Origin of the sequence: Microbacterium sp. K24, assembly GCF_004794465.1 — a bacterium.
GTDB lineage: Bacteria > Actinomycetota > Actinomycetes > Actinomycetales > Microbacteriaceae > Microbacterium.
Window position 1 is genome coordinate 1 of record NZ_SSDJ01000139.1, and the last position, 14,954, is coordinate 14,954.

Annotated in this window: 9 protein-coding genes; 3 read left to right on the forward strand and 6 right to left on the reverse strand. The window is 69.0% G+C overall.

Features of this window, described 5'->3' with window-relative positions:
- Positions 1–221: 221 nt before the first annotated feature.
- The 4 genes from DW306_RS15815 to DW306_RS15830 are packed head-to-tail and all read right to left on the reverse strand — an operon-like array spanning position 222 to position 5,323.
- Positions 222–689, reverse strand: a complete 468-nt coding sequence (locus DW306_RS15815; RefSeq protein ID WP_136056550.1) for a hypothetical protein — start codon at positions 687–689, stop codon at positions 222–224.
- Complete coding sequence (ligA, locus tag DW306_RS15820; protein ID WP_136056551.1) at positions 686–3,001, reverse strand: NAD-dependent DNA ligase LigA; 2,316 nt, start codon at positions 2,999–3,001, stop codon at positions 686–688. Before ligA ends, DW306_RS15815 begins: the two co-directional genes overlap by 4 nt.
- A gap of 39 nt (positions 3,002–3,040) precedes the next feature.
- A complete protein-coding gene (gene mnmA / locus DW306_RS15825; protein WP_136056552.1) occupies positions 3,041–4,138 on the reverse strand; it encodes a tRNA 2-thiouridine(34) synthase MnmA in 1,098 nt (365 codons plus the stop codon).
- Positions 4,139–4,147: 9 nt separating this feature from the next.
- Entirely contained in the window at positions 4,148–5,323 is a 1,176-nt protein-coding gene (locus DW306_RS15830; protein WP_136056553.1) for a cysteine desulfurase family protein, read from the reverse strand.
- Between the two features lie 100 nt (positions 5,324–5,423).
- Here DW306_RS15830 and glgX point away from each other — a divergent pair, with 100 nt between their 5' ends.
- From glgX to glgB, 3 genes are all read left to right on the forward strand, one after another.
- Positions 5,424–7,496: a glycogen debranching protein GlgX gene (glgX, locus tag DW306_RS15835; RefSeq protein WP_136056554.1), complete on the forward strand. Its 2,073-nt coding sequence runs from the start codon at positions 5,424–5,426 to the stop codon at positions 7,494–7,496.
- Positions 7,497–7,639: 143 nt separating this feature from the next.
- A complete protein-coding gene (locus tag DW306_RS15840) occupies positions 7,640–9,637 on the forward strand; it encodes an alpha-1,4-glucan--maltose-1-phosphate maltosyltransferase (RefSeq protein WP_136056705.1) in 1,998 nt (665 codons plus the stop codon).
- Positions 9,634–11,838, forward strand: a complete 2,205-nt coding sequence (gene glgB / locus DW306_RS15845; RefSeq protein WP_136056555.1) for a 1,4-alpha-glucan branching protein GlgB — start codon at positions 9,634–9,636, stop codon at positions 11,836–11,838. Before DW306_RS15840 ends, glgB begins: the two co-directional genes overlap by 4 nt.
- A 44-nt stretch (positions 11,839–11,882) precedes the next feature.
- Here glgB and DW306_RS15850 read toward each other — a convergent pair whose 3' ends face one another.
- Together DW306_RS15850 and DW306_RS15855 are read right to left on the reverse strand one after the other, a co-directional pair.
- Complete coding sequence (locus tag DW306_RS15850) at positions 11,883–12,806, reverse strand: tetratricopeptide repeat protein (protein ID WP_136056556.1); 924 nt, start codon at positions 12,804–12,806, stop codon at positions 11,883–11,885.
- A complete protein-coding gene (locus tag DW306_RS15855) occupies positions 12,803–14,815 on the reverse strand; it encodes a glycosyl transferase (protein WP_136056557.1) in 2,013 nt (670 codons plus the stop codon). The genes DW306_RS15850 and DW306_RS15855 overlap by 4 nt, the downstream gene beginning before the upstream one ends.
- Positions 14,816–14,954 lie beyond the last annotated feature (139 nt).

Here is a 14,954-nt window from a genome sequence, read left to right on the forward strand (position 1 = left end):
GACGGTGCGGACCGCGGCGATCGGTTCGAGCGTCGCGACCGCCCGGAGCGTCGCGACGAGCGCCCGGGCCGCAGCGGCGACCGCGAGGAGAAGCCCTTCCGCAAGCCGCGGCACAAGGGCTGACGCAGGACTTCCGCAGTACGACGCGAACTTCGCAGGGATTCACACGAACTCTGCGAAGTTCGCGTCGTTCTGCGGGGTTCCGACGGAGGACGCGACCGCTAGATGGATTCGCGCGCGAGCAGTGCGGCGATGTCGACCAACGGCTCGGGGTGGGCGAGCAGCGCCCGCTGCTCCGGGTGGGCGATGAGGTGTGCCAGCAGATGGTGCGCGCCGTCGACGGTCGGACCCCAGTACCCACCGACGTGATGACGGCTCAGCGGCATCACCCGTGGCTCACCGTCGACGACGAGGGTCACCCGCCCGTCGTCGGGATCGACACCGAGGTCTGAGAGAGCGATCGCCGTCAGCGCGCCGAGCACGACTGTCCCGACGAGCCCCGGCAGCCGGAACCTCGTGGTCGGCACATCGAGCGTGATGCGGTCGAGGCCGTCCCACGTGACGATGCCCCGATTCTCCGCTCCTTCCCGGAGGATCACCGCGTCCGGGGTCAGCCGAACGTGATTCCGGCCGGGGTCGCCCACAGCCAGAGCGCCGGGCACGGCGATCAGCGGTCCGTAGCGCTTCATGCGAGGGCGTCGGGGCCTTCGGTCACGAGGATGTGGAACTGCGCTGCGTCGAGGATGCGGATGCCGAGTTCTTCGGCCTTCGCGAGCTTGGAGCCCGCACCCGGGCCAGCGGCCACGAAGTCGGTCTTCTTCGACACGCTCGACGCCGCCTTTCCTCCTGCGGTGATGATGGCCTCCTGCGCCCCGTCGCGGGTGTACCCGTCGAGCGATCCTGTGGCGACGATCGTGAGTCCCTCGAGCACCCCTCCCGCGGCGATCGCCCCGCCAGGACCCGGATGACCGGGCGTCGCCCACTGCACCCCGGCCTCTGTCCAGCGCTGCACGATCTCCTGATGCCAGTCGATCTCGAACCAGGCGAGGAGCGAGTCGGCGATGATGCCTCCGACTCCCTCGACCGCCGCGAGCTCGTCTCGTGAAGCCGCACGGATCGCATCGAGCGAGCCGAACCACTGCGCCAGCGCCCGCGCCGCGGACGGACCGACATGACGGATGTTCAGTGAGACGAGCAGTCGCCAGAGATCTTTGGTCTTCGCCTTCTCGAGTTCGGCGAGCAGAGTGATGGCCTGGGACGACGGCTGCGGCCCTTCGACGCCGCTCTTCTTCTCGGCAGCCGTCGGATTCCGTCGGAACGGCGCCCGCGTCTTGACGAGGCCGTCTTCGTCTTCCTTGGGGAGTCCGGTCTCGGCGTCGCGCACGAAGAGCTCGATAGGCACGAGCTGATCGATCGTCAGGGCGAAGAGTCCGGCCTCGGTCTGCAGCGGCGGCACCTCGGGCGAGGTCGGCTGAGTCAACGCGGCGGCCGTCACCTCGCCGAGCGCCTCGACATCGAGAGCCCCTCGCGATCCGATGTGCTCGACCCGTCCGCGCACCTGGGCGGGGCACGATCGCGCGTTGGGACAGCGGAGATCGATGTCGCCCTCTTTCATCGGGCGCAGGGGCGTGCCGCATTCGGGGCATTCGACCGGCATGACGAACTCGCGCTCGGTGCCATCGCGCTTCTCGACCACCGGGCCGAGGACCTCGGGGATGACATCACCGGCTTTGCGCAGCACGACGGTGTCGCCGATGAGCACGCCCTTGGCCTTCACCACGTCTTTGTTGTGCAGAGTCGCCTGCCGCACGACCGAACCGGCGACCTGTGCCGGGGCCATGACCGCGAACGGCGTCGCGCGCCCGGTGCGCCCCACGGAGACGACGATGTCGAGCAGCTTCGTCTGCACCTCTTCGGGCGGGTACTTGTAGGCGATCGCCCAGCGCGGCGCGCGACTGGTCGCGCCGAGCTCGTCGTGCAGTTCGAGTTCGTCGACCTTCACGACGATGCCGTCGAGCTCGTGCTCGATGTCGTGGCGGTGCACGCCGAAATACTCCACGAACGAGGCGACTTCGTCGATCGACGCGCAGACCTTGGAGTGGGGGCTCGTCGGGAGCCCCCATCCGGCCAGCAGTTCGTAGACCTCGCTCTGGGCTTCGACCGGCGGATTCGTCCAGGCGCCGACGCCGTGCACGTAGAGGGCGAGCGATTCGATGCGCAGAAGACCCGCCTCGAGCTCGAGACCGTCCTTCTTGTCGATCTGCTGGCGGAGACCGCCGCTGGCCGCATTCCGGGGGTTGGCGAACGACGGGAAGCGCCGTGCGGCCGCCGTGCGCGCCTTCTCTTCGTCGAAGGGCTTCTTCGCGCCGCCGCGGGCCTCCCAGCGTGCGAGCGCGTCGTCGTAGGCGCGCTCGCGGAACGACGCCTGCGCGGCGTTGAGACGCTCGAACGCGGCGACCGGGATGAACACCTCGCCGCGGACCTCGACGATCGCCGGATGCCCTTCCCCGGTGAGGCGCTCGGGGATCTCGGGCAGCCGGAGCGCGTTCTCGGTGACGATCTCGCCCACGCGCCCGTCTCCTCGGGTGGCGGCCGAGGTGAGCACCCCGTTCTCATAGCGCAGGTTGATCGCGAGGCCGTCGATCTTCAGCTCGGTGAGCCACGCGACCTGGCGCCCGGCCGATGCCTGGGTCTTCGCGGCCCATTCCCGCAGCTCCTCGATCGAGAAGACGTTGTCGAGGCTCAGCATGCGCTCGGCGTGCTCGATCGTCGCGAGGCCCGTCGCCTCGGCGGCGCCGACCATCTGCGTCGGGGAATCCTGGCCCTGCAGCTCGGGATGCAGCCGCTCGAGTTCTTCGAGGCGATGCATCCACCCGTCATAGGTGAAGTCGTCGACCACGGAGGTGTCGCGCCCGTAGTAGGCGTCTTTGGCCTCGAGGATGCGAGTGGTCAGCTCTTCGGCTTCGGTTCGGGCGTCTTCCAGCGAGATGTTCTCCGGCACCCCGCCAGTCTAGGAGCGGGTACCGACATCCATCGAGACCTACGCGCCGACGGGGACGGCCGAGACGGTGGTGTCGATCGTGAACTGGCCGAGCACGCGCGTGCCGAGATAGAGCACGGCCGTCTGCCCCGGTGCGACGCCGTCGAGCGGCATCTCGGGGACGACCCGTACCCCGTCGTCGCTCACGAACGCCTCCGCAGCGACGGGCTCGGAATGCGCCCGGATCTGCACGTGGCACGCGAACGATTCTTCGGTCGGTGCGGCTCCCGCCCAGCTGAACCGCTCCCCTGCGATCTCCGCGATCGCCAGAGCCTCCTTCGGCCCCACGACCACGGTGTTCGACACCGGGCGCACCTCGAGCACGAACCGCGGCTTCCCGTCGGATGCCGGCACGCCGAGCTTGAGCCCTCGACGCTGTCCGACCGTGAACCCGTGCGCCCCCTCGTGCGAGCCGACGACGGCACCGCTGCGGTCGACGATCTCGCCGGTGGCGGTGCCGACCTTCTCGGCCAGCCATCCGCGCGTGTCGCCGTCGGGGATGAAGCAGATGTCGTGGCTGTCGGGCTTCTGCGCCACCGTGAGTCCACGCGCCTCCGCCTCCGCGCGCACGATCGCCTTCGACGGCGTCGTCCCGAGCGGGAAGTACGTGTGCGCCAGCTGCTCGGTCGTCAGGACGCCGAGCACGTAGGACTGGTCCTTGGCGTTGTCCGACGCGCGATGCAGCTCCAGCCCCTGCTCGCCGTCGACCAGCGTCGCGTAATGACCGGTGCACACCGCATCGAAGCCGAGCTCGATCGCACGCTCGAGGAGTGCGGCGAACTTGATCTTCTCGTTGCAGCGCATACACGGATTCGGCGTGCGCCCGGCCTGGTATTCGGCGATGAAGTCGTCGATCACGTCGTCCCGGAACCGCTCGGAGAAGTCCCACACGTAGAAGGGGATGCCGAGCAGATCGGCGGCGCGGCGCGCGTCGAGCGCGTCTTCGATCGTGCAGCAGCCACGGCTGCCGGTGCGAAGGGTGCCGCCGGCGCGCGAGAGCGCCAGGTGCACGCCCACGACGTCATGCCCCGCCTCCACGGCACGTGCGGCCGCGACGGCGGAGTCCACTCCCCCACTCATGGCTGCCAGGATCCGCATGGGACCAGTCTACGAGCGCGCGCCTGTGCCGGACCCGGATGCCCGTGCGTAGGCGTCGGAGATGGTGGCGAGCACCGCGTCGACATCGGCATCCGTCGAGGTGCGGCCGAGCGAGAATCGCAGCACGCTGCGCGCATCGCGCTCGCTCCTGCCCATCGCCATGACGACGTGGGACGGTTCGGCGACCCCTGCCTGGCAGGCGGATCCGGTGGATGCCGCGACGCCGGCGACGTCGAGCAGGAACAGGAGGCTCTCCCCGACAGCGCCGGGGAAGAGCAGGTGCGCGTTCCCGGGGAGCCGACGGATCGGATCCCCGAGCAGCTCCGCAGCGGGGACGGCGGAGCGGATGCCGGCGACGAGACGGTCGCGCAGCGCCGAGAGCCGAGCGGCTTCCACCTCGCGCTCCGCCTCCGCGAGCTCCAGCGCCGTCGCGAAGGCGGCTGCTCCCGCCACGTCCTGCGTTCCGGCACGGAGACCGCGCTGCTGAGCGCCGCCGCGCAGCAGCGCAGTGAGTCGGGCGGTCCGCGCCGCCACGAGCACGCCGACGCCGACCGGCGCACCGATCTTGTGCCCCGCGAGGCTCATCGCCACCAGCCCGACTCCGGGCGCGGCATCCGATCGCAGGTCACGGAAGGACAGCGCGACGTGGCCGAGCGCAGCGACCGCGTCGAGGTGGAACGGCACGCCTGCCGCGGCACTCGCCGCTGCGAGGGCGGCAGCATCGTTGAGGGTCCCCGCCTCGTTGTTCGCCATGAGAGCCGTCGCGACGGCGGCGCCGGGCAGCTGCGCGGCGAACGACGGGACATCGATGCCTGCCGACGGCGTGACGCCGACGACGCGCACCACGGCTCCTTCGTCGGCCAAGGCCGCGACGGTGTCCATCGTCGCGTGGTGCTCGGCATCCGGCAGCACGATCGCATCCGTGCCGGACGGACGGGAGTGCCACATCCCCTGGAGCGCGAGATTGATCGATTCCGTTCCTCCCGAGGTGAAGACGATCTCGATCGGGTCGGCGTCCAGGACGGCGGCGACGCGCTCACGCGACTCCTCGAGCAGACGACGCGCGTCCTGGCCGGCGCCGTGCGTCGATGAGGCGTTTCCGACCGTCTCGGTCGCCGTCAGCCACGCATCGCGCGCCTCGGGCCGCAGAGGCGTGGTCGCCGCGTGGTCCAGGTAGTGCCGCATCCTTCGATTCTCTCGCGGATCGGAGCATCCGCGGCCATCGTCTCGTGGCACTCAGTGCGCTGGGTCGTGGGACTGCGACACACACCCCTAAGGTGTACTCATGCCCGAGTCCCGAGACTTCACCGCGCCCGGCGGTCCAGCCCTGGACAACCTCGGCGTCCGTCTGCACGACGGCGTCGGAACGCTCCGCATCTGGTCGCAGAACGCCTCCTCCGTCGAGCTCGTCGTGTTCGACGCCACGGACCTCGATTGGGCGACCGACGTCGCTCCTCTGGAACGCCGCCCCGGGGGGATCTGGGAGATCACGACACCTCTCCTGCAGGCCGGAGTGCGCTATGCGGTCCGTGTCGGCGGCCCGCATGGTCCCGGCAACACGTTCAACCCCGAGAGCCTGCTGCTCGACCCCTACGCTCGCGGACTGGCCCAGGGCGACGGCTACGAGGAATGGCGCTCGGTCGTCATCGTCGACGGGTTCGACTGGGGAGACTCGCAGAAGCCGCGCGTACCGCTGGATCGCACGGTCATCTACGAAGGTCACCTGAAGGGGCTCACGAAGCGTCATCCGGACGTGCCGCCGGCGCTGCACGGAACCTATGCGGGTCTCGCGCACCCGGCGATGATCGAGTATCTGCACTCCCTCGGCATCACGTCGGTCGAGCTGCTGCCGGTGCACGCCTTCGTCCCCGAGCCGCGCCTGCTCGAGCGCGGACTCACGAACTACTGGGGTTACAACACCCTCAACTTCTTCACACCCCACACGGCCTACGCGACCGAGGAGTCGCGCAAACGAGGCCCCGAAGCCATCCTCGCCGAGTTCAAGGGCATGGTGCGGCTGCTGCACGAAGCGGGTCTGGAGGTGATCCTCGACGTCGTCTACAACCACACCTCCGAAGAGGGCATCGGCGGTCCTCGTTCGAGCCTTCGCGGCATCGACAACGCGAGCTACTACCGTCAGGAGGACACCGGCGTCTACATCGACACGACCGGCTGCGGCAACACCCTGAACACGTCGACGGATGCCGGTGCCCGGCTCGTCCTCGACTCCCTCCGCTACTGGGCGCAGGAGATGCAGATCGACGGCTTCCGATTCGATCTCGCCGCGGCCATCGCCCGCGACGGGGCGCACACCTACACGCCCGAGCATCCGCTGCTCACCGCCATCGCGAACGATCCGATCCTCGCCGACACGAAGCTCATCGCCGAGCCGTGGGACGTCGGGCTGGGCGGCTGGCAGACCGGCAACTTCCCCGCCGGCTGGCACGAATGGAACGACCGCTACCGCGATCGCGTCCGCAATTTCTGGCTCAGCGACATCGATTATGCGCGACGAGCCTCTGCTCCCGTCGGCATCGGCGGCTTCGCGACTCGGCTCGCCGGATCGTCCAACACCTTCAGCGAGGCGCGCGGACCTCTCGCGAGCGTGAACTTCGTCACAGCCCACGACGGATTCACCCTGCACGACCTGGTCTCGTACGACGTCAAGCACAACGAGGCGAACGGCGAGCAGAACCGCGACGGCGCCGACATGAACCGCGCGTTCAATCACGGCGTCGAAGGGCCCACCGACGACCCGGCGATCCTCACGGCCCGTCGGAAGGCCATGCGCAACCTGCTCGGCACCCTGCTGCTCTCGGCGGGGATCCCGATGCTCACCGCGGGCGACGAGGTCGGACGCACTCAGCGCGGCAACAACAACGCGTATGCCCAGGATTCGGCGATGACCTGGCTCTCCTGGGAGTTCGAGCCGTGGCAGAAGGATCTGCGCGCGCACGTCGCACGGTTGATCAGCCTCCGCGCGGAGAACCCGGCGCTCCGGCCGAGCAAGTACGCGCGACTCGGCGAGCACATCCCCAACGCGTCCGTCATGGACTGGTACGACCAGAACGGCGAGACCATGGAGAGTTCGCAGTGGGCGGATCCGCGCAACCGCACCCTGCAGTACGTGGCCGCGTCCACGCCCGACAAGGAAGCCGCCAACAGGATCCTGCTGATCGTGCATGGCACGGAATCGCCGATCGACGTGCGTCTTCCCGAGGAGATCGAGGGAGCGACGCGTTTCGTGTCGCTGTGGTCGAGCGCGGACGAGCAGCCCTCCGACGACGCCGAGGTCTTCGCGCCGGGCGATGTGCTGCCCACCTCCGGAACGTCGATGCGGCTGTTCCGCATCGAATGATGTCAAGCGACGGCGCCGTTGTCCACCCGCTGCGCCGTATTCGACCAGGAAGGTAGATTCGGCTTGTGGCTGCACGTCCTGGAAACACCCCGCCCCCGGCTCTTCGGAGTCCCGCGCAGATCCCGACGCGCCCCTCGGGTCAGATGGCGAGCGTCGCGGATACGCGAGCGCCGCGCATCCCGCTCCTGAACGGCTCGCCATCGGTGCCCGGCGGGTTCCCGGCGAAGGCGTTCGTCGGCGAGGTCGTGCCGTTCAGCGTCGTCGCCTTCCGCGAAGGCCACGACATCATCGGCGTGCATGTCCGGCTGACGTCGCCCGACGGCGAGGAGTCCCTGCTCCGGCTCTCGCCGCGACTCGACGGGACCGACACCTGGGCAGCCGAGGTCCGCCTCGACCTGCAGGGAACGTGGCGCTACCGCTTCGAGGCGTTCTCCGACGACTTCGCGACCTGGGCGCATGCGGCCGAGCTGAAGGTCGCGGCCGGTGTCGATGTGCCGATCATGGCGGCTCTCGGTGCGGAGCTGCTCACCAGAGCGGCCGCAGAGAGAGATCGCCCGGCAGCACAGCGCAAGCGCCTGCAGGCGGATGCCGCGGCTCTTGCCGACGGCGATGCCGCCACGACCATCGCGCTGTCCACGGATCCCGTGCTCGCTCAGATCTTCGCGGAGCGCCCCCTCGCCAGTCTCCGCTCCGCGGCTCCCGAGCAGACGCTGCTCGTCGAGCGCGTCACCGCCGGCGTCGGCGCCTGGTACGAGTTCTTCCCGCGGTCCGAAGGCGCCAAGCGCCTCAAGGACGGCACCGTGAAGACCGGCACGTTCCGTACGGCCGCGAAGCGGCTGCCCGGCGTGGCGCAGATGGGCTTCGACGTGATCTACCTCGTGCCGATCCACCCGATCGGCACCACGAACCGCAAGGGCCGGAACAACACCCTGGTCGCGGAAGCGAGCGATCCGGGCTCGCCCTACGCGATCGGTTCTGCCGAGGGCGGGCATGACGCCATCCACCCCGACCTGGGGACGCCGCAGGACTTCCGTGCCTTCGTCCGAGCTGCGCAGAAGGAGGGGCTCGAGGTCGCTCTCGACCTCGCTCTGCAGGCCTCACCCGATCACCCCTGGGTCGCCGAGCACCCCGAGTGGTTCACCACGCTGCCGGACGGCACGATCGCCTACGCCGAGAACCCGCCGAAGAAGTACCAGGACATCTATCCCCTGAACTTCGACAACGACCCGGCCGGAATCTACGCCGAGATGCTCCGCATCGTGCAGCACTGGGTCGCACAGGGCGTGAAGATCTTCCGCGTCGACAACCCGCACACCAAGCCGCTGCAGTTCTGGGAGTGGCTCATCGGCACCGTGAATGCCGCCGACCCCGACGTCATCTTCCTCGCCGAGGCGTTCACCCGACCGGCGGTCATGCGCGCACTCGCCGCCGTCGGCTTCCAGCAGAGCTACAGCTACTTCACGTGGCGCAACACCAAGGCCGAGCTCGAGGAGTTCCTGACGTCGATCTCGCACGAGACCAGCGACTACATGCGGCCGAACCTGTTCGTGAACACGCACGACATCCTCACCGAGTACCTGCAGTTCGGCGGAAGGGCCGCGTACCGCATCCGCGCCTGCATCGCCGCCACCGCTGCTCCGATCTACGGCGTGTACGCCGGGTACGAGCTGTTCGAGAACGTCGCCCGGCCGGGTTCCGAAGAGAACATCGACAACGAGAAGTACGAGTTCAAGGTGCGCGACTGGGTCGGCGCCGAGGAGCGCGGAGAATCGCTCGCCCCGCTGCTGCGCAGGCTCAACGAGATCCGCTCCGCGCATCCGGCCCTGCGGCAGCTTCGCAACTTCTCCGCGCACTGGAGCGATGACGACGCGGTGCTCGTCTACAGCAAGCACCTGGACGCCGCCTTCACCGGCACCGGCAGCGACGACACGATCATCGTCGTCGCCAACGTCGACCCGCACTCGGTGCGGGAGACGACGGTCCATCTCGACACGACGCTCTGGGGCGTGCCGCTCGGCGAGACGTTCGAGGTGGAGGATCTGCTGACCGGCGCCGTCTGGACCTGGGGCGATCACAACTACGTGCGACTCGACGCCTTCGCCGAGCCGGTGCACATCCTGAAGGTGAGGGAGCGATCATGAGTTACGTGGAAGACGCCACCGCGTCCGCCGATTGGGAGGCCGTCGCCTCTGCCGAGCACCATGACCCGCACGCCATTCTCGGCGCCCATCCCCTCAAGGATGCGGCCGATCGCACCGTCACGGTCGTCCGGGCTCGTCGGCCGCTTGCCGCGTCTGTCGAGGCCGTGTTCGACGACGGGAGCCGCCTGCCCCTGACACACGTCGCCCACGGCATCTGGGAGGCCCAGCACGCAGGACCCCCGCTCCCCTACCGCCTCGCGACCGCATACGGCGACGACGAGGAGACCGTCCAGGGCGACCCGTACCGGCACTCTCCGGTCCTGGGTGACATCGACCTGCACCTGATCGCCGAAGGACGCCATGAGCGCCTGTGGCAGGTGCTGGGCGCGCACCCGCGCACGCTCGAAGGCGAGCAGGGCGTCTCCTTCGCCGTGTGGGCGCCCAACGCCTCGGCCGTGCGCGTCGTCGGGGATCACAACGGCTGGAACGGCGAGTCCCATGCGATGCGCTCGATGGGCGCCAGCGGCGTGTGGGAGCTGTTCGTCCCGGACCTCTCCCTGGGGACGAAGTACAAGTATCAGATCCGTACCCGCGACGGCTCCTGGATCCTCAAGGCCGACCCGATGGCCCTCGCGGCGGAGGTTCCGCCGAACACGGCGTCCGTCGTCACGGAATCGGGCTACACCTGGACCGACGGGGCATGGATGACGCGCCGCGCGGCGACCCACGCCGTCGCGCAGCCCCTCTCCGTCTACGAGGTGCACCTCGGGTCGTGGCGAGGCGGCCTGGGATACCGCGAGATCGCGGACCCGTTGATCGAGCATGTGACCGAGGCCGGCTTCACGCACGTCGAGTTCATGCCGCTCGCCGAGCATCCGTTCGGCGGCTCCTGGGGGTACCAGGTCAGCGGCTACTACGCGCCGACGAGCCGGTACGGCTCTCCCGATGACCTCCGTCACCTGATCGACCGGCTGCACCAGGCCGGCATCGGCGTGATCATGGACTGGGTCCCCGGCCACTTCCCGAAGGATGCCTTCGCCCTGGCTCGCTTCGACGGTCAGGCCCTCTACGAGCACCCGGATCCGCGGCGCGGCGAGCACCAGGACTGGGGCACGCTCATCTTCGACTACGGCCGGAACGAGGTGCGCAACTTCCTGGTCGCGAACGCTCTCTACTGGTTCAGTGAGTTCCACGTCGACGGGCTCCGGGTCGACGCCGTCGCCTCGATGCTCTACCTCGACTACTCGCGCAACGCCGGCGAGTGGGAGCCGAACATCCACGGCGGTCGCGAGAACCTCGAGGCGATCCGCTTCCTGCAGGAGGTCAACGCGACCGCCTACCGCCTGAACCCGGGCATCCTGATGATCGCCGAGGAGTCGACGAGCTTCCCCGGGGTGACCGCGCCGACCGACCACGCCGGTCTCGGCTTCGGCTTCAAGTGGAACATGGGGTGGATGAACGACTCGCTCCAGTACATCGAGCGCGACCCGATGTACCGCTCGCATCACGAGGGCGAGATGACGTTCTCGTTCGTGTACGCGTTCGGCGAGAACTACCTCCTGCCGATCAGTCACGACGAGGTCGTGCACGGCAAGGGCAGCCTGCTGACGAAGATGCCCGGCGACCACTGGCACAAGCTCGCCAACGTGCGGGCCTACCTCGCCTACATGTGGGGACACCCCGGCAAGAAGCTGCTGTTCATGGGCCAGGAGTTCGGACAGCTCGCCGAGTGGTCGGAGGGACGCGAGCTCGACTGGTGGCTCCTCGACCAGCCGTCGCATGCGCAGCTCCAGAGCTTCGTCGGGGCTATGAACCACACCTACCGCGCTCAGGCTCCGCTGTGGGAACGCGACAGCGACGGCTCCTCCTTCTCCCGACTCGGTGCGCCGGACTGGGAGCCGACGGTGATCGCGTTCGAACGCCGCGACGCCCACGGCGGCAAGGTCGTCGTCATCAGCAACTTCGCCGGCGTCGAGCGCACCGGGCATCGTCTGGTGCTCCCTCGCGAGGGCGTGTGGCAGGAGATCCTCAACACGGATGCCGCGGACTACGGCGGCCGCGGATCGGGAAACCTCGGCGTGGTGATCGCCCGCTCCGAGAACGACGGAGCCCCGACCGCGACGCTGACGCTGCCCGCGCTCTCCACGCTGTGGCTGCGCCATCAGCAGGACCCGCACGTCCCGACGATCAGCCACGGCTGAGAGACCCCCGGCTGGCGCACAGCCGGTCGGGGGTCCTCAGGCGGTCAGAACAGCAGCGACGAGAGACGGTTCCGCGCCGAGACGACCCGCGGATCCGCCGCACCGATGAGACCGAACAGCTCGACGAGGCGCTCGCGCACGGGTGCGCGCTCGTCGGACGGCAGCTGCGCGAACAGATCGAGCAGACGGCCGAACGCGTCGTCGACGTGTCCGCCGGCGAGATCCAGGTCGGCCACCGCGAACTGCGCCTGGACGTCGAGAGGTGCCTCCGCGGCCGCGGCACGAGCCTGCTGCAGGTCGAGACCCTGCACACGGTCGAGCAGGCGGACCTGCCCGAGTCCGGCGATCGCATCCTCGTCGCGCGGGTTCTCCGCGAGAGCCTTCTCGTAGGCGCGAATAGCAGCGGCGTAGTCGCCGGTCTCGATCGCCGCGAACGCCTCGGCATGCAGCGGCGGAAGCGGCGGTTCCTCGACCGGAGCCTCAGGATCGGCATCTCCACCGACCGACAGCGTGCCGGTGACGCCGTTCTGCGCGGCGACCTGGAGCAGCTGTGCGAAGACCTCGCGGACCTGCTCCTCGGGCACGGCGCCGGTGAACATCGGCACCGGCTGACCGGCGATCAGCGCCACGACCATCGGGATGGACTGCGCGCGGAAGCTCTGGGCGAGCTGCGGGTTCGCGTCGACATCGACCTTGGCGAGAAGCACGCGTCCGCCGAGCTCGCGCGTGACCTTCTCGATGATCGGGCTCAGCTGCTTGCAGGGCCCGCACCATTCCGCCCACAGGTCGACGACGACCGGCACGGTGCGCGAGATCTCGAGGATCTGACCGAAGGTCTCGTCCGTGGCATCGACGACGAGATCGACGATTCCGGGCGCCGGTGCTCCGGCGGGCGCGGGAGCCGGGCGATTGCGCAGGCTCGACAGATCGACGGCGCCGCGGAGCGCGGCCGGGGAGATTTCACTCACTTGATCACCTCTACGGACAGAAGATCCTGGCGGACAGCCAGAAGCCTGATCTGCTCCGTCGATCCCTGGGCCGGGACCGAGAAGAACAGCTGGAACTCGTACGTGGTGGCGACGCCCTTGGCGGACTCCGACACACCTGTCAGGGCCTTGGCCTGCGCGTTGTCGCCGAACCGGATCACCGCATCGGCCGTCGTGGGCGCCACGGTCTCGGTGTCGGTCAACGACACGGCGACGATCGCCCCGCTGTCGAGAGTCGTCATCGAAACCGGCACGGATGTCGTGGGCGCCATGTCGAAGGTCGCCTGCGAGGTCTCGGCCGCACCGTTGTCCGCGAGAGTCTGCACCACGGCCTGGCGACTGTCGACGATCGACTTGGCCAGAGTGAGGGCCTGCTCGTCGAACAGGTCGTACGAGGCGCTCTGCTCGCCCTGGTCGACGACGTCGGCGAACGTGGTGGCGAGCTCACCCGGCGCGACCCGCAGGAATGCGGAGTCCTGCGGGACGAGCGACGTGCCGAGCCAGGTGGCCGCGACAGCCGGGAAGGCGGCATCTGCCGACATCTCGGCCATGTTCGTCACCTTGTAGTTCGACCACGGGTCTGCCTGCGTCATGGTGAGGATGACCGGCGGAACAGTCTCGTCGCTGGTGCCCTTGGAGAGCATCAGCACCGTGCGCGGCCACTTGTCGGTCGCCTCGGGGAGAACTACCTCCACCTCATCGGTGGGGATCACGGACGGGAGGGGCGAATCGGTGATCTGCGTACGCAGCGCGTACTCGGTGGTGCGTGCGGCGAGAGCCGGTCCGTCGAGACGGGTCGACGCCAGATCGACGTCGAGGGCGGTGTCGGCCTCCTCCAGCGTGCTGGAGACCGTCTGAAGGATCCGCGTCGCCTGAGCGTCGGTGACAGCAGGCGGCTTCTGGTTGTCCGGGGCGATCACGGTGGGACTCGGCGACGGCGACGGGGATCCCTCGCCGAACTGCGGCCAGGACTCCGCCGAGCATCCGGCGGCGAGCACGGCGGTGAGGCCGAGGGCGGGGATCACCAGCAGCCGCCGACGCCGACGTGCGGGAATCGCAGCGCGCATCGAGTTCTTCGACTCCTGCTCCTTGCCCTCGTCCACGATCTCGGCGTCCTCGATCTCGGCCTGGTCGGGAGCGCTCGCGGGCGCATCGGGCTCGGACGACTCGATCGCGGCGCGTTCCGCCGGCGGGAGTGCTGCGACATCGATCGGCTCGGTGACCGGAAGCGGGCCGGGACCCTTGCGACGCGGGCCGCGACCACGGCGCTGGTGCCGGATGCCGAGGACGTAGAGGATGAGGCCGACCAGCAGGACCAGACCACCGGCCACCATGAGCGGGCCCGCCCACGGGGTCGTGTTGTCGAGCGGCCACGAGACGGAGATGTCGTCCGGGGCGTCCTTCGTGCCGTCATAGGCGATCAGCACGCTCGTTCCCTCCGGGAGCTGCATGTTGTCGGCGATCAGCGAGTTCTCGTCGCCGAACGAGTCCAGCCACAGGTCTGAGCCTGCCGGGTTGCGACCGGCGGCCTCGTCGGTCGTGGTGTCGCCGGCATCGCCCTCGGCGCCGGCATCGGGTTCGGTCGTGGCTTCAGGCGTGGCCTCGGGGGTGGAGGTCTCCTCGGGCGCAGGAGTCGCCTCGGTCTCGTCGGATGAGTCCGCGTCGGCGGAGGCGGCGATGTGCTCGACATCGAGGGCCCCGCTCTTGCCCACGGTCACGCGGTTGTAGTCGGAGTCGGCCAGCCACGCCTCCATGTCAGGGGTGCGACCGTAGCTCGCGAAGATCTCTCCCTCGCCCTTGATGAGCAGCGTCTGGGCACCGGGGTGAGCGCGGAGGACGTCACCGTCCAGAAGGACGAAGGGCGCCGGTTCCTCGATCTCGACCTGGGTCTTCTGCGACTGCGGACCCAGGAAGATGGTTCGCTGGGCGATCCCGGCCCCGATCAGCGCCGCGGCCAGTACGAAGGCCACAACGGCCCATACGAAACGCACGAATAGTCTCCTCACGCAGCACGGATATCCACCCGGGCCGCAACACTCGACATTTCAGACTAGCGAAACCTCCTGTGTGTTGCCCACGAGCAGGTCCCGCCCCGCCGCCTGCGCGGCACGTCGCACCGGACGCCGTCAC

Excerpts from the sequence above, each read along its gene's own strand:
- DW306_RS15815 (WP_136056550.1), bottom strand. The coding sequence starts at position 689 with ATGAAGCGCTACGGACCGCTGATCGCCGTGCCCGGCGCTCTGGCTGTG.
- mnmA (WP_136056552.1), bottom strand. The coding sequence starts at position 4,138 with ATGCGGATCCTGGCAGCCATGAGTGGGGGAGTGGACTCCGCCGTCGCG.
- DW306_RS15830 (WP_136056553.1), bottom strand. The coding sequence starts at position 5,323 with ATGCGGCACTACCTGGACCACGCGGCGACCACGCCTCTGCGGCCCGAG.
- glgX (WP_136056554.1), top strand. The coding sequence starts at position 5,424 with ATGCCCGAGTCCCGAGACTTCACCGCGCCCGGCGGTCCAGCCCTGGAC.
- DW306_RS15840 (WP_136056705.1), top strand. The coding sequence starts at position 7,640 with ATGGCGAGCGTCGCGGATACGCGAGCGCCGCGCATCCCGCTCCTGAAC.
- glgB (WP_136056555.1), top strand. The coding sequence starts at position 9,634 with ATGAGTTACGTGGAAGACGCCACCGCGTCCGCCGATTGGGAGGCCGTC.